Source organism: Enterobacter sp. NFIX58 (assembly GCF_900110475.1).
GTDB lineage: Bacteria > Pseudomonadota > Gammaproteobacteria > Enterobacterales > Enterobacteriaceae > Enterobacter > Enterobacter quasiroggenkampii.
This window is the reverse complement of sequence record NZ_FODW01000005.1, coordinates 53570-76693: the sequence shown is the minus strand read 5'-3', so window position 1 is coordinate 76693 and position 23124 is coordinate 53570. Positions and strand designations below refer to the sequence as shown.

Annotated in this window: 23 protein-coding genes and 1 other annotated feature; of the genes, 11 read left to right on the top strand and 12 right to left on the bottom strand. The window is 57.3% G+C overall.

Features of this window, described 5'->3' with window-relative positions:
- The 7 genes from BMW97_RS19100 to emrD all read left to right on the top strand — a co-directional run.
- On the top strand, positions 1-527 hold a 527-nt coding region (locus tag BMW97_RS19100), incomplete at its 5' end, for a Tli1a family immunity protein (protein ID WP_090393080.1).
- Positions 515-1126: a Tli1a family immunity protein gene (locus BMW97_RS19095; RefSeq protein ID WP_045909375.1), complete on the top strand. Its 612-nt coding sequence runs from the start codon at positions 515-517 to the stop codon at positions 1124-1126. The genes BMW97_RS19100 and BMW97_RS19095, both read left to right, overlap by 13 nt.
- Positions 1114-3522 carry a T6SS phospholipase effector Tle1-like catalytic domain-containing protein gene (locus BMW97_RS19090; RefSeq protein WP_045909374.1) on the top strand — a complete coding sequence of 803 codons (2409 nt, stop codon included), beginning with the start codon at positions 1114-1116 and terminating at the stop codon, positions 3520-3522. The genes BMW97_RS19095 and BMW97_RS19090 overlap by 13 nt, the downstream gene beginning before the upstream one ends.
- A gap of 401 nt (positions 3523-3923) precedes the next feature.
- Positions 3924-4013: a type I toxin-antitoxin system toxin TisB gene (tisB, locus tag BMW97_RS19080; protein WP_023309830.1), complete on the top strand. Its 90-nt coding sequence runs from the start codon at positions 3924-3926 to the stop codon at positions 4011-4013.
- A gap of 64 nt (positions 4014-4077) precedes the next feature.
- Positions 4078-4524, top strand: coding sequence for a GNAT family N-acetyltransferase (locus BMW97_RS19075; protein WP_025910712.1), 447 nt, complete (start codon positions 4078-4080; stop codon positions 4522-4524).
- A gap of 62 nt (positions 4525-4586) precedes the next feature.
- Positions 4587-5420 (top strand): EamA family transporter, encoded by an 834-nt coding sequence (locus tag BMW97_RS19070; RefSeq protein ID WP_045909373.1) that lies wholly within the window; start codon positions 4587-4589, stop codon positions 5418-5420.
- A gap of 175 nt (positions 5421-5595) precedes the next feature.
- A complete protein-coding gene (gene emrD / locus BMW97_RS19065; RefSeq protein ID WP_032676063.1) occupies positions 5596-6780 on the top strand; it encodes a multidrug efflux MFS transporter EmrD in 1185 nt (394 codons plus the stop codon).
- Here the strand turns inward: emrD and BMW97_RS19060 are convergent.
- Positions 6683-7771, bottom strand: coding sequence for a cellulase family glycosylhydrolase (locus BMW97_RS19060; RefSeq protein ID WP_045909372.1), 1089 nt, complete (start codon positions 7769-7771; stop codon positions 6683-6685). The genes emrD and BMW97_RS19060 overlap by 98 nt on opposite strands.
- 84 nt (positions 7772-7855) lie before the next feature.
- Positions 7856-8782 carry a DNA-binding transcriptional regulator DsdC gene (gene dsdC, locus BMW97_RS19055; protein ID WP_045909371.1) on the bottom strand — a complete coding sequence of 309 codons (927 nt, stop codon included), beginning with the start codon at positions 8780-8782 and terminating at the stop codon, positions 7856-7858.
- A gap of 204 nt (positions 8783-8986) precedes the next feature.
- Between dsdC and dsdX the strand changes: the two genes are divergently transcribed.
- Entirely contained in the window at positions 8987-10324 is a 1338-nt protein-coding gene (gene dsdX, locus BMW97_RS19050) for a D-serine transporter DsdX (protein WP_045909370.1), read from the top strand.
- A 17-nt stretch (positions 10325-10341) separates the two neighbouring features.
- Positions 10342-11628 carry a D-serine ammonia-lyase gene (dsdA, locus tag BMW97_RS19045; RefSeq protein ID WP_045909369.1) on the top strand — a complete coding sequence of 429 codons (1287 nt, stop codon included), beginning with the start codon at positions 10342-10344 and terminating at the stop codon, positions 11626-11628.
- A gap of 83 nt (positions 11629-11711) precedes the next feature.
- Here the strand turns inward: dsdA and BMW97_RS19040 are convergent, their stop codons facing one another.
- The 4 genes from BMW97_RS19040 to BMW97_RS19025 form a co-directional block, all read right to left on the bottom strand.
- Positions 11712-12059 carry a DUF202 domain-containing protein gene (locus BMW97_RS19040; protein WP_045909368.1) on the bottom strand — a complete coding sequence of 116 codons (348 nt, stop codon included), beginning with the start codon at positions 12057-12059 and terminating at the stop codon, positions 11712-11714.
- Entirely contained in the window at positions 12049-12396 is a 348-nt protein-coding gene (locus BMW97_RS19035) for a YidH family protein (protein ID WP_023618305.1), read from the bottom strand. The genes BMW97_RS19040 and BMW97_RS19035 overlap by 11 nt, the downstream gene beginning before the upstream one ends.
- Before the next feature lie 92 nt (positions 12397-12488).
- Positions 12489-13811 carry a 6-phospho-alpha-glucosidase gene (locus tag BMW97_RS19030; protein ID WP_045909367.1) on the bottom strand — a complete coding sequence of 441 codons (1323 nt, stop codon included), beginning with the start codon at positions 13809-13811 and terminating at the stop codon, positions 12489-12491.
- Positions 13808-15430, bottom strand: coding sequence for an alpha-glucoside-specific PTS transporter subunit IIBC (locus BMW97_RS19025; protein WP_045909366.1), 1623 nt, complete (start codon positions 15428-15430; stop codon positions 13808-13810). Before BMW97_RS19025 ends, BMW97_RS19030 begins: the two co-directional genes overlap by 4 nt.
- Before the next feature lie 221 nt (positions 15431-15651).
- On the opposite strand from BMW97_RS19025, the gene BMW97_RS19020 reads away from it, so the two are divergent.
- Positions 15652-16398 (top strand): GntR family transcriptional regulator, encoded by a 747-nt coding sequence (locus tag BMW97_RS19020; RefSeq protein WP_023618235.1) that lies wholly within the window; start codon positions 15652-15654, stop codon positions 16396-16398.
- On the opposite strand, the gene BMW97_RS19015 is transcribed toward BMW97_RS19020, so the two are convergent.
- The 3 genes from BMW97_RS19015 to ibpA all read right to left on the bottom strand — a co-directional run bounded on the left by BMW97_RS19015 (position 16366) and on the right by ibpA (position 19175).
- Entirely contained in the window at positions 16366-18027 is a 1662-nt protein-coding gene (locus BMW97_RS19015; RefSeq protein WP_023618234.1) for a putative transporter, read from the bottom strand. The genes BMW97_RS19020 and BMW97_RS19015 overlap by 33 nt on opposite strands.
- Before the next feature lie 172 nt (positions 18028-18199).
- Positions 18200-18628, bottom strand: coding sequence for a small heat shock chaperone IbpB (ibpB, locus tag BMW97_RS19010; RefSeq protein WP_008500161.1), 429 nt, complete (start codon positions 18626-18628; stop codon positions 18200-18202).
- Between the two features lie 136 nt (positions 18629-18764).
- Positions 18765-19175, bottom strand: coding sequence for a small heat shock chaperone IbpA (ibpA, locus tag BMW97_RS19005; protein ID WP_008500162.1), 411 nt, complete (start codon positions 19173-19175; stop codon positions 18765-18767).
- Positions 19169-19240 (bottom strand) — a sequence feature (ROSE (Repression Of Heat Shock gene Expression) occurs in the 5'-region of heat shock genes and acts as an RNA thermometer to modulate expression.). Its footprint overlaps the gene before it by 7 nt.
- A 248-nt stretch (positions 19241-19488) precedes the next feature.
- On the opposite strand from ibpA, the gene BMW97_RS19000 reads away from it, so the two are divergent.
- Positions 19489-19821 (top strand): YceK/YidQ family lipoprotein, encoded by a 333-nt coding sequence (locus tag BMW97_RS19000; RefSeq protein ID WP_032662055.1) that lies wholly within the window; start codon positions 19489-19491, stop codon positions 19819-19821.
- Here BMW97_RS19000 and BMW97_RS18995 read toward each other — a convergent pair.
- The 3 genes from BMW97_RS18995 to BMW97_RS18985 all read right to left on the bottom strand — a co-directional run bounded on the left by BMW97_RS18995 (position 19818) and on the right by BMW97_RS18985 (position 23050).
- A complete protein-coding gene (locus tag BMW97_RS18995; protein WP_045909365.1) occupies positions 19818-21047 on the bottom strand; it encodes a YidR family protein in 1230 nt (409 codons plus the stop codon). The genes BMW97_RS19000 and BMW97_RS18995 overlap by 4 nt on opposite strands.
- 50 nt (positions 21048-21097) lie before the next feature.
- On the bottom strand, positions 21098-21910 hold the full coding sequence (gene yidA / locus BMW97_RS18990; protein ID WP_008500165.1) for a sugar-phosphatase: 813 nt from the start codon (positions 21908-21910) through the stop codon (positions 21098-21100).
- 114 nt (positions 21911-22024) lie between these two features.
- Positions 22025-23050, bottom strand: a complete 1026-nt coding sequence (locus tag BMW97_RS18985) for a zinc-dependent alcohol dehydrogenase family protein (protein ID WP_045909364.1) — start codon at positions 23048-23050, stop codon at positions 22025-22027.
- Positions 23051-23124 lie beyond the last annotated feature (74 nt).

Genomic DNA, 23124 nt, shown 5'->3' with positions numbered 1-23124 from the left:
CGGAACCAGCCCCGCCTGGCGGGGGCGGAACCATTGAAGCCATTAACCACACCAGCTGGGCCATCAACCGCTTCAGCGTTAACGGGCAGTCCGGCATCGATATTATCGGCCCGTATTCGGGTGGCGGTGGGGGCTGCTGCTTTGGCGTGAGCGGGCCGTGGGCGCCCGGAATGACGGTGCAGGTTGACTGGGAAACGGGCGTCGCGTTTGCCAGCGATGTACCGGAGATCCCTGAGCCTGTAAGACCAGATCTTGCAGGCTTGAGCGATGCAGAAGGATACAGGGTAGCCCAAGCATATTTCGATGAAAAACAGAAATGGTATAAGAAAATAGAGTCTTTCAAGCAGCAGCATTCTCAATCGGTGCAAATACCCGATTACACCGGCCAGAAAACCTGCGGCATTACCGTTCACTTCCTGCCCTGTGACCAGGTGAAGGTCACTACCAGCTGCGCCGATTACGGCAGCAGGGATTATCCCGTCAAAGACCCCGTGCATATGGAGAAGCCGAAAGTATGTCCCCAGTGAGTGCAGTATGGCGTACCCGCATTTTGCTGGCCGCAGCCCTGCTGCTGGCCGGATGTGACCAGCCCGTAAAAACGGAACCAGCCCCGCCCGGCGTGGGCGGAACGATTGAAGCCATTAACCATACCAGCTGGGCCATCAACCGCTTCAGCGTGAACGGGCAGTCCGGCCTCGATATTATCGGCCCGTATTCGGGTGGCGGTGGGGGATGCTGCTTTGGCGTGAGCGGGCCGTGGACGCCCGGAATGACGGTGCAGGTTGACTGGGAAACGGGCGTCGCGTTTGCCAGCGATGTGCCTCAAATTCCTCCTCCTGAGCGGCCAAATACTAAAGGAATGGATGAACAGACCTATTACAAAGCATGGCAGGAGTACGCAGATAAACGCCGTGAATGGCGAGCAATAATCAAAAGGTTGAATAAAAAACATACTCAAACCGTTCCGGTCCCCGATTACACCGGCCAGAAAACCTGCGGCATTACCGTTCACTTCCTGCCCTGTGACCAGGTGAAGGTCACCACCAGCTGCGCCGACTACGGCAGCCCGGATTACCCCGTCAAAGACCCCGTGCATATGGAGAAGCCAATAGCATGCCCAAAATAACCCCTGATAAAGTCTGGTTTCCACCGATTTTTCCTGGTGAAGGAAGACTCCCAACCGAAAAATCACACTTTGTGCAAAACTGCAGGAAACAAGACAGTCTGGAAACGACATATCATAACCAGCTTTGCACGGCTGCAAACCGACGCGTCTTACCTCCCTGCTGTAAAACGCTGCATATCAGCCTTTTCTTTGACGGTACGGGCAACAACCTGAATCATGACCTCTATGAGTCGACCCCGCCTCATCCGACCAATATCGCTCGCCTGTTCCGTGCCACCATAGGACAAGGCTATGCAGGGGGCACCGGCGCGCATAACGCAGAGCTGGTCGATCAGGACGGCGTCGCGCACAACCAGTATTACAAATACTATATTCCCGGCGTCGGGACGCCTTTTCCGGAGGTGCTGGATCTCGACTTCAGTGATGCAGGCCTGAAATACGCAGCTTACGGCGAGGAGCGCATCATCTGGGGTCTGCTTCGGCTGGTAGACGCTCTGCGACGTACGCTTGGGCTTGGGAAACTAAGCGATGATGAAAACTGGCACTCCATTCAGGCGATGAACTCCAGCTATTCTCAATCCAACTCTCATGGAGAATACCTGCGCCACACAGAGCTTTTCCGGCTGCTGAACGGGTTGGGGAAAACGCTGGAAATCGCGCTAACGCAGCCAACGCCGGGCACCTCTAAGCTGCTGGGAATCAAACTCTATGTTTACGGTTTCTCTCGCGGAGCGGCCTCCGGCCGGGCCTTTGTTAACTGGCTTAACGCCCTCCTTTCTCCTTCCCGGGAAGGGGCCTTACAACCTTTTTGCCTGGCGACAAAGCAGGGTGAAATTCCGATTAGCATTGAATTTCTGGGCCTGCTGGATACGGTCGCTTCCGTAGGGATTGCCCATATTGCCCCGGTTGCGGAAGGTCATATGGGCTGGGCCGACGGAACGATGGAATTGCCGGACAATGCGCTGATTAAGCGCTGCGTGCATCTGGTTTCGGCTCACGATCAGCGGTTGTGCTTCCCACTCGATTCAATCTGTCGTGCTGACGGGCGGTATCCTGAATATGCCGTAGAGGTGGTTTATCCTGGGATGCATTCTGATATTGGGGGCGGGTATCCACCAGGGGATCAGGGTAAAGCGACCGGTAATGATGATCGTTTTTTACTGTCGCAAATACCATTAAATGAGATGTTTTCAGCGGCTTTTAATGCAGGCGCACCATTAAAAATACTTGAAGAATCCCTCCCAGATGAGATGAAAAAAGATGTATGGCGCATCATGCCTACCAGTTTAAGAGATGAATTTTATGTTGAAACCTCAATAGTCCAACGCTTCAACGCCTGGCGCCAGCTCACTCTTGATTTACCTCTTTCCGAAACTGGCATTCCCGACGAACAGGCAACCCACTACTCCCCCGTTCGCGCTCGAGTCAATATCATCGAAGCGCTTGAAAACCAAATCGGCTGGATAACCGCCTGGCGCATCAATCGCTACGCCCAGGAAACATTCCGGAGCCAGCGCTTTTATCACGACGCCGCAGCCAATAATCAAAATCAGGATAACGATCCTGGCAAAAGGGCGGAACGGGAAAGAGAACGCGAAAAATTACAAAAAGATGCAGAAAGAGAGCGAATTAAACAGCTCGGTAGCCACCCGCAGGGTCAGTTTGTGATGCTTAAGACAGGCCCAAAAGACTTTGATGCTTTGCTCGGGCAAACACAGCTTTTACAGGCCGCATTCGAGTTCAAAGAGGACTATCAGGGCGTTTCTCGTACTCAGGCAAAAAGCACAACCTACGCCGTACTCGATTACTTCAAAGGTTTTGTTTTTGCCTTTAACCAGGATGACATTCCCGTTGAGTTTAAAAAGATCAAAGAGGCGGGGAAACAACACCTGGAAACACTGTTTCCACCACAAGGGGAGCAGAGCAATGCCAATGAACCCTCAGGACTAACAAGAGCGCTTTTTGATGACCAAATCCATGATTCCCGCGCCTGGTTTATGCACAGCGCGTTGGGCTCGCGCGAACCCTGGGGCAGTTATTTTATCTACCGTATGATCTATTTCGGCGAAGCGACGAGTAAACAGGTTAAGCCACTCTCCATGCTGGGCTATGTTGCAGGACTGGGTTACCCCATCTCAACGCACGAGGTCCAGTTTCTTATTGAATTGCAAAATATCGGGCAGGGGCCATCTGCCGCCGTCGAACAACGCATTTCTGTCCTTGATGCCAGCACGGGATATCCGCTGGGGGTACTGCAGGATAAAACCCGGCAAATACCCTGCGTTCACTACCCTGCCGCAGCCCTGGCAGAGTGTCAAAAAGCGGAGGAAATGGCCTTTGAACAAAAGAGAGCCGCAATACGGTCTTACGTTGAAAATATGAATTATTCAGACTGACAGAAAACAAAAAACCCCGCCTAAGCGAGGTTTTTATCAGGGTTTTGCGGTTGGTCGCCGCAGAACACACTGTGTTACGTCAACGCAAAAAAGTATACGCGATCGAAGACGAACGCGCAATTCCGGCACGGATTTTGACGTTTTTGAGTATGGATCGCCTTTCGATTTTTGTCCAAAAAATACTGTTCATACATACAGTATTTATCTATACTGAGGGTGTTCGCAGTGAGCGAGGGGGCCGCAGTTCTACCGGCGCAACGAAGTCCTGGCTGAAACGGGTGGTGCCGTCAGTGCCTTAACCCCTGAAGTGAGCACACTGTGTTACGTCAATCCAGGTGCTGGCAACAGGCGGCGGAAAGGTACGCCAGCATCGTGCTCCTTTTAACCAAAAGGAGACGCGTATGAGCGTAGTGGATATGGTGATACTTATCCTCAAACTCATTGTTGCAGTACTGCAACTGCTTGATGCTGTCCTGAAATTCCTTCGGTAATTCAGGTTCAAGTCGCACCTGAGAGGGGCGGGCAACCGCCCCTCTTTAATAACGAGGGAATGCTATGTCGCGTCTGTTAATTGAGCCTGTTACGCCTGATGAGCCGGGGTATATCGCCCTGAAGGCGGAAAGTATTGCACTGAATTTTAACATGCTGCGCAGGCTTGAAGAGAGCTGGCAGCGGGGTGAGAACCGCTTTAACGCGCCGGGCGAAAAGCTGTTAGGTGCGTTTCTTAACGGCAAGCTGGTGGGCGTGTGCGGTCTGAATCGCGATCCGTTCAGCCAGCAGCCGCGCGCTGGACGTATTCGCCATCTCTACGTCAGCGAGAAGTGCCGCGGGCTGGGGATTGGCAAGCAGCTTTTAACCGTCGTGATGGCCGATGCCAGCATCTGGTTTGATTTCCTCAATACCCATGCGCCGGACGCTGCCTACGGGTTTTATCGCCGGGCAGGATTTACGCTGGTCTCGGACGAACCGCGGGTGACGCACCGCCTTTTTTGTGCGGTGTAACCGGCTGGCAGCTTCAGGGCGTGAATGTTACAGTTGAGTGACAATTCATCACCCGATACGCCATGACCATCACCGTATTCTGCATTTTGCTGTTCGCCGCCCTGCTGCATGCCAGCTGGAATGCCATTGTCAAAGCCGGAACGGACAAGCTCTATTCCGCGATTAGCGTCAGCGGCTCCGCCACGCTGATTGCCCTGGTGCTGCTCCCCTTCTCTCCACAGCCCTCTGCCGCAAGCTGGCCGTTTTTGTTAGTCTCCTGCGCCTTACAGGTGGTGTACACCGTGCTGGTGGCAAAGACCTATCAGGTCTCCGATATGAGCCAGACCTATCCGCTGATGCGCGGCACCGCACCGCTGCTGGTGGCGCTGATCAGCGTGCTGGCGCTTGGCGATCGTCTCTCCTGGCTCGCCTGGTCCGGCATCGGGGTAATTTGCCTGTCGATTCTGGCGATGGCGATGAACGGGCGCATGCAGTCGCGCAAGGGGATCTGGCTGGCGCTGCTGAATGCCTGTTTTATCGCCGGGTATACCCTGGTGGACGGCACCGGCGTGCGGCTGTCAGACACCGCGCTGGGCTATACGCTGTGGACCTTCTTTATGAACGGCTTCTGCCTGCTCGGCTGGGCGATGGTCGCGCGTCGACGCGAGGCATCCGGCTACCTGCGTCTGCACTGGAAAAAGGGGCTGCTCGGCGGCGTTGGCACCATGGGCTCTTACGGTCTGGCGCTGTGGGCAATGACGCAGGCACCGCTGGCGGTGGTCGCGGCGCTGCGGGAAACTTCCATACTCTTTGGCGCGCTGATCGCATTTTTGCTTTTAAAAGAAAAGGTTGCGGGCCTGCGCATCGCGGCGGCGCTGGGCATTGCTGGCGGCGCCATTCTGCTGCGTCTGGCGTAAAGCACTGGCAACATTAGTTGCCGTTCTTGTTTACAAATCCTGCCTTTACCGGTTTTTTCATTCACCACAACAATGCTTAAATTGTCATCTCTCTGTGGTAGATTCCTCGCGCATTTATGGGAATGCGCAGTCACTTATTCTTCATTTTTCTCTTTTGGCAAAAGTATTCAGCGACATGAAAAAGCAACGGAACGTTAACTTATTGTTGATGCTGGTGTTACTGGTGGCCGTCGGTCAGATGGCGCAAACCATCTACATTCCGGCGATTGCCGACATGGCAAAGGAATTAAACGTCCGCGAGGGCGCAGTACAGAGCGTAATGGCAGCTTACCTGCTGACCTATGGCGTTTCGCAGCTCTTCTACGGCCCGCTCTCCGACCGCGTCGGGCGTCGCCCGGTGATCCTGGTGGGCATGAGCATTTTCATGGTGGCGACCGTCATTGCGATGACCACCCATAACCTGACCGTATTGATTGCCGCCAGCGCCCTGCAGGGCGTCGGGACCGGCGTCGGCGGGGTGATGGCGCGAACCTTACCGCGCGATATGTATCAGGGTACCCAGCTGCGCCATGCCAACAGCCTGTTGAATATGGGCATTCTGGTCAGCCCGCTGCTGGCCCCGCTGATCGGCGGCCTGCTGGACACGATGTGGTCCTGGCGCGCCTGTTACGCCTTCCTGCTGGTGCTCTGCATGATTGTCACCTTCAGCATGGCGCGCTGGATGCCGGAAACGCGCCCGCAGGACGCGCCGCGCACGAAGCTTATCGCCAGCTATAAAACGCTGTTCGGCAACGGCGCGTTCACCTGCTACCTGCTGATGCTGATTGGCGGCCTGGCGGGTATCGCGGTGTTTGAAGCCTGCTCCGGCGTGCTGCTGGGCGCGGGGCTTGGCCTGAGCAGTATGGTGGTGAGCATTCTGTTTATTCTGCCGATCCCGGCGGCGTTCTTCGGTGCGTGGTTTGCCGGGCGACCAAACAAACGCTTCTCCACCCTGATGTGGCAGTCGGTGATCAGCTGTCTGCTGGCGGGTCTGATGATGTGGATCCCAGGGCTGTTTGGCGTGATGACCGTCTGGACGCTGCTCATCCCGGCGGCGCTGTTCTTCTTTGGCGCGGGGATGCTGTTCCCGCTCGCCACCAGCGGCGCGATGGAGCCGTTCCCGTTCCTCGCAGGTACGGCGGGCGCGCTGGTGGGCGGTTTGCAGAACATCGGTTCCGGCGCGCTGGCCTGGCTTTCAGCGATGATGCCGCAGACCGGGCAGGCTAGTTTGGGCCTGTTGATGACGCTGATGGGGCTGCTGATTTTACTGTGCTGGCTGCCGCTGGCGTCGCGTGTCCCGCATCACGAGCAGCCGGTTTAACCGCATGATGGCCCGGCTTCTCGCCGGGCTTTTCACAGACAGGGGCGATCATCGCCTGCAATAACGGCTCTGGCGCAGGCCGCCAGGCGCCCTCTTCCCCGTCGTAAAACTGGAAATCCGCGTTAAGCGCATACGGGATTTTCGCCTTTTGCAGCTCGCAGGCCATAAAGGTAGCGAACGCTATTTGCGAGGCGGTTGGCGTAAAGCGGCTTGATTCTCCCACGCCCCAGCCCCCGACCCAGCTAACGTGCCCGGTTTTTTGCTGCCAATGCAGCGCGGCATTGATGCGGTTACGGATAGCCGCTTTCTCCGCCGCCGTGCCGGACGTCCACGGGTATTTGCCGCCATTTTTCAGCGGCCCCCACGGGAAAATATGCCACTCCGCCAGCAGATAGTTTTGGCTGTGCGCGGGCAGCTTCAGGCTGGATAACTCCTCCGGCGCGGCACGCAGGCGTGGCGCAATGAAGATCATGCGCTGCGGGTCGATGTCGTGGATCGCTTTGATGGTCTTTTCATAAACGCGGTTTAACGACGCCAGATTGTGGTTGAGCTTGTCGGCCGGCTCATAAATGAGGTCAAAACCCAGCAGCGGGTAGCTCTGACCGAAATAGTGCGCCACGGCAATCCACCAGTTGACCGTCTCTTTCTCGTTATCGGCTTTCGGGTCGTTTTTATATTCATCAGCCTGATACGCGACTATCGGGATCACGCCATACTGCTCGCAGGCTTCCACCAGCTTGCGCAGGTGGATCAGCCGCGCTTCCGTCGGCTCATCGGCGACACGGATGCGCACGTGGGTAATGCCTTTAGCCCGAAAATCGCGTACCACCAGCGGGTCGAATTCACGTATGCCGCGCTCGGTGCGCGCCCAGTCCACATCCATCCCGACGCCCAGCTGCTGCGCATAAAGGGCGGCCGTCAGCGGCGGCTCAGCGGCAATGGCCCAGCCGGAAGAGATCAGTAATGCACAGGCAATAAAAGGCTTTAACACGGTTTACCCTGGATAAATCGAAAGCATTACCTGTATTTAGCACGCTTTTTCACATTTGGTGTAGCGCGAAAGCGTAATAATTCTTCAACCTGCCAGTTCTCTCAGCCAGCCGATAAAGGCGTCAATTTTCGGCCACTGACGGCCAGAAAGCGTCGAAATATAGTAGTGCTGATGACATTTCAGGGTCTTGTCACCAAACGGAGCGATCAGTTCGCCCCGTTCAAGCCGTTTTTGCACCAGCCGCTTTCTGCCCATCGCGACGCCGACGTGATTAATGGCCGCAATGATCGCCAAATCGGAACGATCGAAACCAATGCCCGATGATGGCGGCATATTCACCGCAAAGTGCTGCGCCCAGCTCAGCCACTCATCCGTACCGGAATCATTACTCCAGGCCTGACGGTCATGCAGCAGCGTGCAGTGGCTGAGGTTGTCGGGGTTTTTCAACAGCTCATGCTCGCGGGCATAGTGCGGCGAGCAGACGGGCAAAATCTCTTCGTCCATCAGGAAGTGGTGAGACAGATGGTTTGGCGGCGTATCGTCGAAGTAGAGCGCCAGATCGACACCCGTTCGCTGCATATTGACGTAATCATTGCCGGTCAGGACGGTGAGCGATATTGACGGATAGCGGCGGGTAAAGTCACCCAGCATGGGTACCAGCCAGCACTGAGCGATCGACGGCCGGGAGTAGACCGTCAGCGTGCCGGACAGCGCCTGGTTTTTGATATCCAGGATCTCCTGATTCAGGGTGTCGAGGGACGATTTTAGCGTCCAGTAAACGCGCTTTCCCTCCTGCGTCAGCTCGACTTTACGGTGCGAACGGACAAACAGCTGAATACCCAGCTCCTCTTCCAGCAGATTAATGCGGTGGCTCACCGCGCTGGGGCTAAGCGACAGTTCCTCCGCCGCCAGCGCGAAGGATTCATGCCGGGCCGCCACTTCAAAGGTGTACATTTTCGACAGTTGCCAGCCGTTGAGCAGCCGGTTTCTGGCTTCATTTGCATCGGTCATCACAATTCTCACGCGTGGTTTCTGCACTCAGCATACCGTTTAAGGGTGAATTTATGTGAACCTAATGCGAGTTAAGTGCGTTTTTTAGAGCGCAGTCACTCAGTTGATTCAATCTGGCTCACCTGAACGCCAATTTATATCGTTTGTCAGCCCACGCTGCTTTTTCGTCCAATACCCCCAGATGACATAAGGGTGAGGTGAGATATGGGATCTCAGGTCTGGGTTGTGGCAACGCTGCTGGTCAGCATTGTGTTGATTGTTTTAACCATCGTAAAACTTAAGTTTCACCCGTTCCTCGCGCTGCTGCTGGCGAGCTTTTTCGTCGGCGCAATGATGGGAATGAGCCCGCTGGATATGGTAAACGCCATCGAGAGCGGGATTGGCGGCACGCTGGGCTTCCTGGCGGCCGTGATTGGTCTGGGCACCATTCTCGGCAAGATGATGGAGGTTTCCGGCGCGGCAGAGCGCATCGGGATCGCCCTGCAGCGCTGTCGCTGGCTGTCAGCAGACGTGATTATGGTGCTGGTGGGCCTGATCTGCGGCATTACGCTGTTCGTGGAAGTGGGCGTGGTCCTGCTGATCCCACTGGCGTTTTCCATCGCCAAAAAGACCCACACGTCGCTGCTTAAGCTGGCCATTCCGCTCTGTACCGCGCTGATGGCGGTGCACTGCGTGGTGCCGCCGCATCCGGCCGCGCTGTTTGTGACCAATAAATTAGGGGCGGACGTCGGGACGGTAATCGTCTACGGCCTGCTGGTGGGCCTGATGGCCTCTCTGGTCGGCGGCCCGCTGTTCCTGAAACTGCTCGGCAATCGTCTGCCGTTTAAACCGGTTCCGGCGGAATTTTCAGACGTGAAGGTGCGGGAAGAGCACACCCTGCCGTCGCTGGGCGCCACGCTGTTTACGGTGCTGCTGCCGATTGCCCTGATGCTGGTGAAGACCATCGCCGAACTGAATATGGCAAAAGAGGGCACGCTGTATACGCTGCTGGAGTTTATCGGCAACCCCATCACCGCGATGTTTATCGCCGTGTTTGTCGCCTACTACCTGCTGGGGATCCGCCAGCACATGGGCATGGGCGTGATGCTGACCCATACGGAGCACGGCTTTGGCTCTATCGCCAACATTTTGCTGATTATCGGCGCGGGCGGCGCATTCAACGCCATCCTGAAAACCAGCGGACTGGCGGACTCGCTGGCGCATATTCTCTCGAACCTGCACATGCACCCTATTCTGCTCGCCTGGCTGGTGGCGCTGGTGCTGCATGCCGCCGTTGGCTCCGCGACGGTCGCGATGATGGGCGCCACGGCCATCGTCGCGCCGATGCTGCCGCTCTACCCGAACGTCAGTCCGGAGATCATTACCATTGCCATCGGTTCCGGCGCAATTGGCTGCACGATCGTCACCGATTCCCTCTTCTGGCTGGTGAAGCAGTACTGCGGCGCGACCCTGAATGAGACCTTCAAATACTATACGACGGCGACGTTTATCGCCTCGGTGCTTGCACTTGGCGGCACATTCCTGCTTTCTTTCATTATCTGAGCGCGAAGAGACGTATTATGGAAAACGCAACTATCACTACTTTAACCGCACAGTTTCCTCTGGTTGAGGATCTGATTGCCCTGAAAGAAACCACCTGGCTTAACCCGCGCACCACCACGCTGGCGGAAGGGCTGCCCTATGTCGGGCTGACCAAAGCCGACGTGGACGACGCCCATGCGCGACTCAACCGCTTCGCGCCGTATCTGGCGAAAGCCTTCCCGGAGACGGCTGCAACGGGTGGGATTATTGAATCCGAACTGGTCGCGATCCCGGCAATGCAGGCGCGGCTGGAGAAAGAATCTGCTAAGTCTATTCCCGGCACGCTGCTGCTGAAAAAAGACAGCCATCTGCCGATTTCCGGCTCGATTAAAGCGCGCGGCGGTATCTATGAGGTGCTGACCCACGCGGAAAAACTGGCTCTGGACGCCGGGTTGCTGAGCGTTGAGGATGACTACAGCGTCCTGCTGGAGCCGCGCTTTAAGGACTTCTTCAGCCAGTACAGCATTGCGGTAGGCTCAACCGGCAACCTGGGGATGTCCATCGGTATCATGAGCGCCCGCATCGGCTTTAAGGTGACGGTGCATATGTCCGCCGACGCCCGCGAGTGGAAGAAAGCCAAACTGCGCAGCCACGGCGTCATCGTCGTGGAATATGAGCAGGATTACGGCGTGGCGGTGGAGCAGGGACGCAAAGCGGCAGAAAGCGATCCGAACTGTTTCTTCATTGACGATGAAAACTCCCGCACCCTGTTCCTGGGCTACGCGGTGGCAGGCGAGCGGCTAAAGGCGCAGTTTGCCGCACAGGGCCGCGTGGTGGATGCCGATCATCCGCTGTACGTCTATCTGCCGTGCGGCGTCGGCGGCGGCCCTGGCGGCGTGGCGTTTGGCCTGAAGCTGGCCTTTGGTGACAACGTCCACTGCTTCTTCGCGGAGCCCACGCACTCCCCGTGCATGCTGCTGGGCGTCTACACCGGCCTGCACGACGAGATTGCCGTACAGGACCTGGGCATTGATAACGTAACGGCAGCGGACGGGCTGGCGGTAGGACGCGCGTCCGGCTTCGTGGGCCGCGCCATGGAGCGCCTGCTTGACGGGTTCTATACGCTTTCCGATCAGAGCATGTACGACATGCTCGGCTGGCTGGCGCAGGAGGAAGGCATTCGGCTGGAACCGTCCGCGCTGGCGGGCATGGCCGGACCGCTGCGCGTGCCTTCAGATGCCAGCGTTACCCACCTGGTGTGGGCGACCGGCGGCGGCATGGTGCCGGAAGACGAGATGGCGAAGTATCTGGCGAAAGGGAAGTAATTATGCCGGGTGGCGGCTGCGCCTTACCCGGCCTACGGTTCGCGGCAGTTGTAGGCCCGGTAAGGCGTAGCCGCCACCGGGCTTTAAAAGCTCACAATTTGCTGAATGTGGGTCATCGCAAACAGCAGTGAGAGAGACAGCACGGCCAGGGCGATCAGGAACTTATCCCGCACCGCCTTCGGCTGCACAACATCCTCTTTTGCCACGTCCATCAGATTACGACTGCGGGTATAGCGCCATAAAACGATCGCCACCAGCGCCAGCACAACAAGCGAGATCCAGAACGGCACCCCGGTGCGGTGCCAGTTGTGCTTAATCGCCAGGGCAATCAGCGCACCATACCCCAGCAGCGTGCGCAGCCAAGCGAGTGATGTTCGCTCCGGCTGCAGGCCGGGGTCCGCTTCGCGTCGCGCTTTGCGGCTATCCGCCATAGAACACCAGCACCATCACCACACCCGCCACCGCCAGCAAAATCGCGCTGATGATGAATAACCCACGCGTATAGGGCAGATCCTGCTTCAAACGCATCGCTTTTTCATTGCGCAGCCAGCGCAGGTAGCCGTAAATTGCCAGCACGCCCGCGAACAGGCACAGCAGCAGCGCCAGCACCTCGCGAATCAGCGGGGTGGCGAAATCAGGCGCGAGCTGGTCGAGCCCCACCCCGGCGGCAAGGAATCCCAGCGCGGTGCGGATCCACGCTAAAAACGTGCGTTCATTAGCCAGCGAGAAGCGGTAGTCCGGCGCTTCGCCGAGGCGGGAAATTTTCATGAAGGTTCCTTGTCGTGCAACGGGCAGGCTTCAGCATAGCGTAAATCGACAAGGACAAGGAGACCGGCATCGGGCGATGCCGGTCGGGAAGATTAGTGCAGCTCCGGCCAGAACCCCTTATTGGCCTCGATCAGGTCATCCAGAATCGCTTTCGCGACGGACGCGCTCGGCACGGTTTTCGACAGGGTAATCGCCTGCCAGAGTTTCTGGTACGAGCGCTGCTCCCAGGCATCCACCACCAGTTTTTCCACCGCCACCTGCTGGCTCATCAGCCCTTTCTGGAAGTGTGGAATGTCGCCCACCGTAAGCGGCTCCGGTCCGTTATGGCCTACCAGGCACGGGATCTCAACCATCGCGTCGGCATCAAAGTTATGGATGGCCCCGTTGTTTGGCACAATCAGCAGCATCCGCTCCTGGGTGTTAAAGGCAATGGCGGTCGCCAGATCGACGATGTACGACGCATGTTCGTCGATTTCCAGCTCACCGGCGGAGGATTTGCCCGCCTCGATAATCGCCCGGCAGGAACTGAACACGTGCTTCTCACGGTGATCCATGACCTCATTGGCGCGAGTGCGTTCCGGGTTGGAATGCGCGACCACGTAGTCCGGGAACAGATAATACTTCAGGTAGGTGTTCGGCATGGTGTCCGGATCCAGCGCCTGCACGTCTTTGGCTTTAGCGAACGTATCGTTCCAGCTCGCCTCGGTATGGGCGTTGTCAGAAGGCGGGACATAACCGTTTTTCGCCACGTATTCGCGCAGCTTCGGCATCAGATCGTTGCCGTTCAGGTCTTCAATTGACGTCCACCAGCCGAAATGGTTCAGGCCGTAGTAGCGCACGCGCATCTCTTTGCGGTCTTTCAGGCCGACAATCTGTGCCATGCGCCCTTCGATGCCGATCGGCATATCGCAGATGTTGAGGATTTTGGCGTTCGGACGCAGGCGGCGCGTGGCTTCCGCGACAATCGCCGCCGGGTTGGAGTAGTTCAGCATCCACGCGTTCGGAGAGTACTGCTCCATGTAATCCACCAGCTCCAGCACGCCGCCGATAGAGCGCATGCCGTAGGCAATCCCGCCCGGGCCGCAGGTTTCCTGGCCCAGCACGCCGTGGCGCAGCGGGATTTTTTCATCTTTTTCGCGCATCGGGTATTTGCCCACGCGGATATGCGCCATCACGAAATCGACATCGCTAAAGGCCGCTTTCGGATCGGTGGTGTAGCTGAATTCAATCTCCGGGGCCTGCTCCTTAAGGATGATTTTGCACGCTTCGGCGATGGTCTCCTGACGCGCGCCGTCGTTGTCATAGAACTTCAGGGCGCGCAGCGGGAAACGGTCACGGTTGGCTAACAGCATCAGGACGATACCAGGCGTAAAGGTGCTGCCGCCGCCTGCAATGACAACTGAGAATTTTTTCATGATATAGCCTCTGTCAGGGTGGTTTGTTCATTCGTTAAGGGGGTTTTCATCAGCGATTCCAGCTGGTCGCGCACCTGAGGAACGTGCAGGCCGACAATCACCTGAATGCCGTTGCCGCGTCGCACCACGCCGTGGGCGCCGAGGGCTTTGAAGACGTCATCGCTTTGCGTTCTCGCCATATCGACCAGGGCGATGCGCAGGCGGGTGGCGCAGTTGTTGATACTTTCGATGTTGGCCGCGCCGCCGAGCGCCTGCAGGAATCCGGCGGCCTGCCCGACCTGCTGGCTGGCCGCGGCCGGGGCGGTGGTTTGCCCGCGCGCCGCCTTATAGTCGGCCTTGCTGTAGAGTTTGATTTCGCTCTCTTCCCGGCCCGGGGTTTTCAGGTTCAGACGCGCAATCAGCGTTTTGAAGACTACGAAGTAAACTCCGGTGAAGCAGACGCCAATGCCGATCTGGGTGAACACCGTCGAGGCGTGGTTGTGGAACATCGGGATCCAGTTTTGCGGCAGGAACTGGTCCAGCAGGCCGCCGCCCATGTTCCCGACCACGCCAAAGGTGTACATCACCGTTGCCATGGTGGCCGCCAGCACGGCGTGAACGGCAAACAGCAGCGGCGAGATAAACAGGAAGGTGAATTCGAGCGGTTCGGTAATGCCCACCAGCACCGCGGTAAGCGTGGCCGGGACCAGCAGCCCCGCGACCTTGACGCGGTTTTCCGGCGACGCGGTGTACCAGATCGCCAGCGCAATCCCGACCGAACCGAACACTTTTGAGTTACCGTGCAGGGCGAAGCCGCCTTCCGGGAAGAGGGTTTTCAGCGGCAGGGTGCTCTGGCTGAATTCCTGCAGATGCTGCGCCCAGTAGACCTGAATCCCACCCTCAACCGCCGCCGGGCCGAAGATGAACGGACCGTAGACGAAGTGGTGCAATCCGGTTGGGATCAGAATGCGTTCAAGGAAGGTATAGACCCACACGCCCAGCGCCCCGGCAGAGCGCAGGAACGCCTGCAGAGACTCAATGCCCATCTGCACTTTCGGCCAGCCCAGCAGCGTCAGCCAGGCGCAGGGGATCATGACGAAGAACGCGAGGATAACGACAAACGAGCTGCCCTGGAAAATCCCCAGAAACACCGGCAGCGGCTTGTCAAAATAGCGGTTGTGGATGGCGGTAACGATGCCTGAAATCACGATAGCGCCGATGATGCTGGTATCGAGCGTTTTGATGCCGGCAATCATCGCCAGCCCGCTTCCGGCCGTCGGTTCGGCGGAGAAGTCGACGCCAAAGAAGTGGCCCCAGGTCATCCCCATCGCGTTGATGAAGTAGTTCCAGGTCAGGAAGCTAATCAGCACCGCCAGACAAGCGCGGCCCTGGGCCTGCTTCGCCAGGCCAATCGGCAGGCCGACGGCAAAAATCAACGGCATATTGCGGAACACCGCCCAGCCGCCCTCTTCAATGATGTGAACAATCTGCGCGAAAAGATGATCGGGGGCCGTTAAGGCTTCGCCGACAAACAGCGGGTTGCGAAGCATGATGGCGATTCCCACCACGATCCCGGCGAACGGAAACAGCAACACAGGGGTAAACATGGCACCGCCAAAACGTTGTATTTGACTGAGCATTTTTAAATCCTCATGAAACAACCTGTAGGGGTAGAGGCCTTTATGGTTTTTTGCTGGCCTGAGGTGAGCATAAGAACTTACTGATGCGCGAACATGGCGTGCCGCTGCGATTCGTGATCGCATTCATGGTTTTATTTTGACCAATCAGGTCTACTTTTTGCGGTAAATATGGACATGTCAGGACGCCATCCACGCCCTGATAAGGGCAGAGAGGTCTACTGGTGATCTACAAATCCATTGCTGACAGATTGCGGCTGCGGCTGAATTCGTCGGACTACAATATCGGCAGTCCGCTGCCGGGCGAGAAAGCGCTGGCGCAGGAGTTCGGCGTGGCGCGAATGACCATCCGCAAGGCGCTGGATCTGCTGGTGAGCTGGGGGCTGGTTGAACGGCGGCACGGCAGCGGCACGTTTGTGTCACGCAAAGACGTTCACCACGAAACCACCAACCTGACCGGGCTGGTGGAAGTGTTGCGTCAGCAGGGAAAAGAGGTGCAGAGCAAGGTGCTGCAGTTCGAAGTGATGCCCGCCCCGCCCGCCATCGCCAGCCAGCTGCGAATTCAGGTGGATGAGCGGATCTACTTTTCCCGACGGGTGCGCTACGTGGACGGAAAGCCGCTGATGCTGGAGGACAGTTTTATGCCGGTGAAGCTGTTTCGCAATCTGTCGCTGGCGCATCTTGAAGGGTCAAAGTTTGATTACATCGAGAAGGAGTGCGGGATCACCATCAGCGGCAACTACGAGAGCCTGACGCCGGTGCTGGCCGATAAGCAGCTGGCGGGTTATATGAACCTGCCGGAACAGACGCCGCTGCTGCGTATCACCTCCCTTTCCTACAGCGACAGCGGCGAGTTCCTCAATTATTCCGTGATGTTCCGAAATACCAGTGATTACCAGGTAGACTACCATCTGCGGCGCATCCACCCGGACGACCTGCTAGCCCATCCCCCAGAACAGCACCGCCAGTAGCTGCGGCGTAATGATGCGCAGGAACATCACCAGCGGGTAGACGGTGGCATAGGAGAGCGCTGCCGCGCCGCTGGTGGTGTGCAGGTTGTTGGCAAAGGCCAGCGCGGGCGGATCGGTCATGGAGCCCGCCAGCATGCCGCACAGCGTCAGGTAGTTCATTTTGGCGAACATCCGCGCCAGTATGCCTACCGTCAGCAACGGAATCGCCGTGATAAAGATGCCGTAGCCGACCCAGCTCATCCCTTCGCCTTTGACCAGCGTATCGACGAAATCCCCGCCAGACTTCAGCCCGACCACCGCCAGGAACAGCACGATGCCCAGCTCGCGCAGCGCCAGGTTGGCGCTCGGCGGCATAAACCAGTAGAGCTTACCGATGCAGCCGATACGCCCGAGGATCAGCGCCATAATCAGCGGCCCGCCCGCCAGGCCCAGCTTGAGCGCCACCGGGAAGCCCGGCACGTAAAGCGGGATGGAGCCAAGGAGTACGCCAAGCCCAATACCGATGAACACCGGCAGCATCTGCACCTGCTGCAGTTTCTGCTGGGCGTTACCCACCATATCCGCCACGGCGTCGATGGACGAGGGGCGACCCACCAGGTTGAGGATATCCCCGAACTGCAGGCTGGCCTCGGGGCTGGCGACAAGCTCGACACCCGCACGGTTGAGGCGGGAGATCACCACGTCATAGCGCTCTTTTACCTGCAGATCGCGTATTTTTTTACCCAGTACGTGCTCGTTAGTCACCACAACGCGCTCCACCCGCATATCGGTGCCGCGCGTGGAGAGCGAGGTATCCACTTCCTGACCAATCACCAGACGGGCATTGTTCAAATCGCCGGGCTGGCCAACCAGGTGCAACAGATCGCCTTGCTGAATGATGGTGCCGGGCGCGGGCACCATCAGCATATCGTCGCGCTTAAGGCGGGAGCAGATAATATTGGCGCTGTTCAGGATCGGCACGTCCTGAATCGCCATATTGTTCAGGTTGGGGTTATCAACCCGAATGTTGATGGTTTTGATCGGCATATGGCCGTTGGTAAGCGTGGTTTCGTGGTCCTTTGCCTCTTTATCGACGTTAATGCGAAACAGGACGCGGACCAGCCACATGGAGAGCAGAATGCCGCAAATGCCAAACGGATAGGCCATGGCGTAGCTCATCCCCATCTGGTCGACGATGCCGGGTTCGATGCCCAAATCGCGCAGGATTTGCTGGCCCGCACCGAGCGCGGGCGTGTTGGTGACCGCCCCGGAGAAAATGCCCAGCACTACGGGCAGCGGGATAGCAAATATTTTATGCAGAATGGCGGTGACCAGCCCGCCCATCACCACAATGCCGAGGGCAAACAGGTTGAGCCGTAAGCCGGAGACACGAAGAGAGGCGAAAAAACCCGGCCCCACCTGAATCCCGATGGTATAGACGAACAGGATCAGGCCGAATTCCTGAGTAAAGTGGAGCATTTCGGCGCTCAGCACCAGCCCGAGCTGGTCGGCAAAGTGGCCGACAAAAATGCCGCCAAACAGCACCCCGCCTATCCCAAACCCGACGCCGCGGATTTTGATATTCCCTATCCACAGGCCAACAACAGCGACCAGGGCCAACACGCTGACGGTTAACGCGATATCACTCATGATCCACTTCCTTGGCATAACCTTAGTTATGCTAAGGATTCTCTCAGAGCCGTGGGCGGTTGTATGGGCGATGGCGCACAAAAAAGCCCTGCCGGGGCAGGGCCTTGTGCGGTCTGTGAGCGGTGTCGGGTGGCGGCTGCGCCTTACCCGACCTACAGGTTCGGCGGACTTGTTAACTGTTTAATGCCGGCCGGTCGCTAATGGCGATACGCTGTGGCGCGATGGCTTCCGGCACGTTACGAGTCAGGTCAATATGTAGCAGCCCGTTGGTAAACGTTGCGCCGGAGACGTCCATATGGTCTGCCAGGGTAAAGCTCAGGCTAAACGGCTGATTAACCAGCCCCTGATGCAGCCATTTGGTCTCGGTCTCTTGTTTCTCCGGCGTACCTTTCACGGTCAGACGCGTGCCTTCGAGCTGGATATCCAGATCCTCCTGACGGAAGCCGGCCAGCGCCAGGGTGATGCGATAGTGGTTATCGTCGCTTTTTTCGATGTTGTACGGCGGAAACGTCTGTTGCTCAGCGGTGTTTTGCAGGGCATTAGCCAGTTTGTCAAAACCAATCCACTGACGAAGTAAGGGGGATAAATCATAGTTACGCATACTAAATCTCCTTCTGAGAAGCGAGTTCGGCACAGTTTAATTTTGTGCGCAGTTGTTCCTGCAAATCCGGATGGATTCGCATATGCTCCCGTTACGGCAAGCAAGTCTGGGTGGGCCGCTCGCGCGACCCGCATAATTAGTTAATTTCGATACGACGCGGTTTTTTCTCTTCCGGAATCACACGTTCCAGTTCGATAAACAGCAGGCCGTTGACCAGGTTCGCGCCTTTCACGTGAATGTTCTCGGCTAACTGGAACTTGCGTTCAAAGTTGCGCTCAGCGATGCCCTGGTAAAGGTAGGTACGTTCTTTCTGCTCGGCCGTATGGGAACCTTTCACCACCAGCAGGTTGTCCTGTGCGGTGATCTCCAGTTCGTTTTCTGCAAAACCGGCGACGGCAATGGCGATGCGGTAGTGGTTTTCATCAACCAGCTCAACATTGTATGGAGGGTAGCCGTTGCTCTGGCTTTGGTTATTTTCTAGATGGTTAAACAGGCGGTCAAAACCAATTGCAGAACGGTATAGCGGAGAAAGATCGAAGTTACGCATAAATAAAACTCCTGAAATCAGCGAGAAAATTAAGCCTTCCACCATGGACAGGCCTTTGCGCCCCCGAACCCCCATCAGGCGAGTTCGTTATCGGGTCGTATTCTTAAAATGGGTCTGCAACCGGGCTTTTCAAGCGTGACGACTGCACTTTTTTTTGCACTTTCCTGCATCTCGCTTAGACTGGGACAACAGCACAAAGGGTTAAATTGCGATGGCTGCCACAGTGCGGGGTTATCGGGCTATCCATTTTGGTTAAGGCTCGTTATAACCCTGAGTTGCAGGTCTATGCAGTGCCATTAACGATGACTGAGTGATGATGAAAAATGTTCTGATAAAGCTGACGACGTTCAGTGGGGTTGTTTTACTTTGCGGGTGTTCGAGCGTGATGTCTCACACCGGCGGTAAAGAAGGAACATATCCGGGGACGCGCGCCAGCGCGGCGATGATCTCCGATGACGATACAAACTGGGGCACCAAATCCCTGGTTATCCTGGATATGCCGTTTACGGCTGTGGCGGATACGCTTTTGCTACCGTGGGATATGTTTCGTAAGGACAACTCCGTGCGCTCACGGGTAGAAAAAAGCGAGCAGGAGAATCTGGCGACAAACGCCGTTATCCCGCCCGCTGACATGCCTCCACGCTAGTTATGCGCGGTTTCCGTTAACCAAAGTTGACGGAAACCCCCTGTCTCTTCCATCCACGCGATAAAGCGCCCGTCCGGGGAAAACACGACGGCATCGGCAGACGGCGGATTGCCGTGATCGGACGTCAAAAACGTCACCTCTCCAGTCTGCACGTCACAGCAGGCGATCCGGTTTTCGAGCACAAACCCCAGTCGGTCACCCGCCGGATGCCAGTTAAACGCAGACTGAATACCGCTCGCGGTCTGCGTCAGCTGGCGCGGCTCGCCGCCCTCAGGCGAGATCAGCCACAGCTGCACAATGCCGTTATCGTCGCGCATCAGAAACGCGATCTGCGTTCCCTGCGGGTTGCTGCGAACCCAGTGACGTGGCACGTTCACCAGGCCCGGATAGGCCCTCTGATGCGTAAAGGTCAGACGACGCTGCTTCACCCCAGCAGGCGGAGCTGGCAGGGTCTCTTCGGTGCCATGCAGCGGCGCATCGCCCGCGCGTTTCCAGCTCTGCTCCTCTTCCGGCAGGTCGACGATAAACAGTTCCGGGACTTTTTCGCCCTGCGCAGAAAGGGTATCGCCGATAAACGCCAGCCTGGTGTTGCCCACCCAGCCCTCTTCATAGGCGCGGTTAATCTCGTCGCTGCCCGGCTGCGGGTTGGGCGTCGTGCGGCTGACCAGCACGCTCCAGTAAGTCCCCGGGTATTCACGAGGATGGTTTCCCGGCGGATTCACCGGGCCATAAGGCGCCGCCACGCCGACGTTGCGTAAATCAAGCTTCGCATCGCGCACGTGCAGCACGTGGTCGTTATAGGTAAAGCTGACGAGCTGGCCGTTCGGGCTGAAGACATGGACGTGGCTGCCGCCGCGCAGCGCGCCAGGGGTGTACGGCGAAGTGATATCCATCGCGTCCAGGTTGCTCACCTGACCGTGATGCGCAATCACCCCCTGACGATGATGAAAATCGTAGTGCCAGTCTGCATCCGGGTTTTTCGGACCGTGGATAAAGACGTATTTCTCTTGCGCAGGATGAACGGTCACCACGCCAACGTGCGCGCCGTCAGTGGCGCGGTACACCACGTCTACCTCGCCCGTGCCGACGTTGACCCGCTCGATGGTTTCTCCGGTGAACGATGCACCTGACGGGCGCACGTCATAGACCAGCCACTGGCTGTCCGGCGTCCAGGTATTGATGTTGGTCAGCTGGTGGTTGCGGGAAGCGAAGGTGATTTGTTTCATGAGGATACCCTGATGCGCTGTTATCGCATCAGGGTATAGCAAGCGGGTGTTTAGTTCAGCACAAACTTCTCAATGGCGTAAGCCACGCCGTCTTCGAGGTTAGATTTGGTGACAAAATTAGCCACTTCTTTCACCGACGGAATGGCGTTATCCATCGCCACGCCCATGCCCGCGAATTCAATCATCGCGATGTCGTTTTCCTGGTCGCCCAGCGCCATGATTTCGTCCGGCTTGATGCCCAGCGCGTCGGCCAGCGATTTCACGCCGGTGCCTTTATTGACGCGTTTATCGAGGATTTCAAGGAAGTACGGCGCACTTTTCAGCACGGTGTATTTCTCTTTCACCTCGGCCGGAATGCGCGCAATCGCTTTATCCAGGATCTCCGGCTCGTCGATCATCATCACTTTCAGGAACTGGGTTGCCGGATCCATTTTCTCGGCTTCACAGAACACCAGCGGAATGGTCGCCACGTAGGATTCATGTACCGTGTAGTAGCTGATATCACGGTTGGCGGTATAAAGCGTATTGCGATCGAGGGCGTGGAAGTGGGAGCCCACTTCACGGGACAATTTTTCCAGGAACCGGTAGTCATCGTAGCTCAGCGCGGTTTGCGCAACCGTACTGCCATCCGCGGCTTTCTGTACCAGCGCGCCGTTATAGGTGATGCAGTAGTCGCCAGGCTGATTCATGTGCAGCTCTTTCAGGTAACTGTGCACGCCCGCATACGGACGCCCCGTAGTGAGGACCACATTCACACCCTTGGCGCGTGCCGCGGCGATCGCGTTCTTAACGGCTGGAGAGATAGTGTGGTCTGGCAGCAACAGCGTGCCGTCCATATCGATTGCAATAAGTTTGATAGCCATGAGTTCCCCGGGATAAATGAGTGCTGCCTCATGCTAACGCGATTAAGCACACAAAAATAGAGCTATATTGCGCAACAAAAGCCCCCTTTTACGCTTCTCCCGGGGAATAAAGACCTACTCGCGAGTGAGAACGATTTTACCAAACGCACCGCGATCCAGATGCTCAAGTGCCTGTTCAAGCTCGTTAAAACGGTAGCGATGCTCAATCACGGGTTTCAGTCCGGTGACATCAACAGCGCGGACGAAATCTTCCAGCGCCCTGCGGTGTCCTACACCGATCCCCTGAATGACGGGAGATTTCAGCAACAGTTCGCCAGCTGAGAGCGAAATGTCAGTGCCGGCCAGCACGCCAATGACCGAGATACGTCCATGAACGGCAACGGCGCGCAGGGAGTGCTTCAGGTTCTCCCCGCCCACGGTTTCAATAATATGGTCGATGCCGCGATCCTGCGTCAGTGCCAGCGTATTTTCAGCCCAGTCGCCTTTCAGGCGGTTGATGCCCTGGCTGGCCCCCAGTTTTTTGGCCAACGCCAGCTTTTCATCGCTCCCCGAGGTGACAAATACCTCTGCGCCGTGCGCTTTGGCAATTTGCAGGGCGAAAATCGCCACGCCGCCCGTCCCCTGTACCAGCACCGACTGTCCGGCGCGCAGCTGGCCGCGTTCCACCAGCGCGAACCAGGCGGTAAGCCCTGCACAAGGCAAGGTGCTGGCCTCTGCGTCATCCAGGGTTTCCGGCGATGCCGCCAGCGCGTCTTCCTTCACAATCACATACTCGGCCAGCATTCCCTGGAAGTATCCACCGGACGTTCTATAGGGCAAATTGCGCGCGTCCGCCTGCGGTTTACCGTCGATCCACTCCGGGAAGAAGGTTGAGATAACGCGAGCGCCGGGCTGGAAACGCGTGACGCCTTCACCAACGCTGTCTACGACGCCCGCCATGTCAGACGCCGGGGTAAACGGGAAGGAGAGCGGAATCGGCATCGTGCCTTCAATCACCATTTTATCGCGATAGTTGAGCGCAACGGCATTCACCCGTACGCGTACTTCACCCGGGCCTGGCTGTGGAATGGGCTCCTGAGTGAGTGTGAGGCTCTCGCGCCCGAGGGCGTTCATCGTCCAGCGTTGCATTGTCTCTGTCATTTCTCTCTCCTGCGATCAAATAAGCTTCAGTACCGACAGTCTAGCGTTGACTCTTCGTCACCAGTGGCGATAAG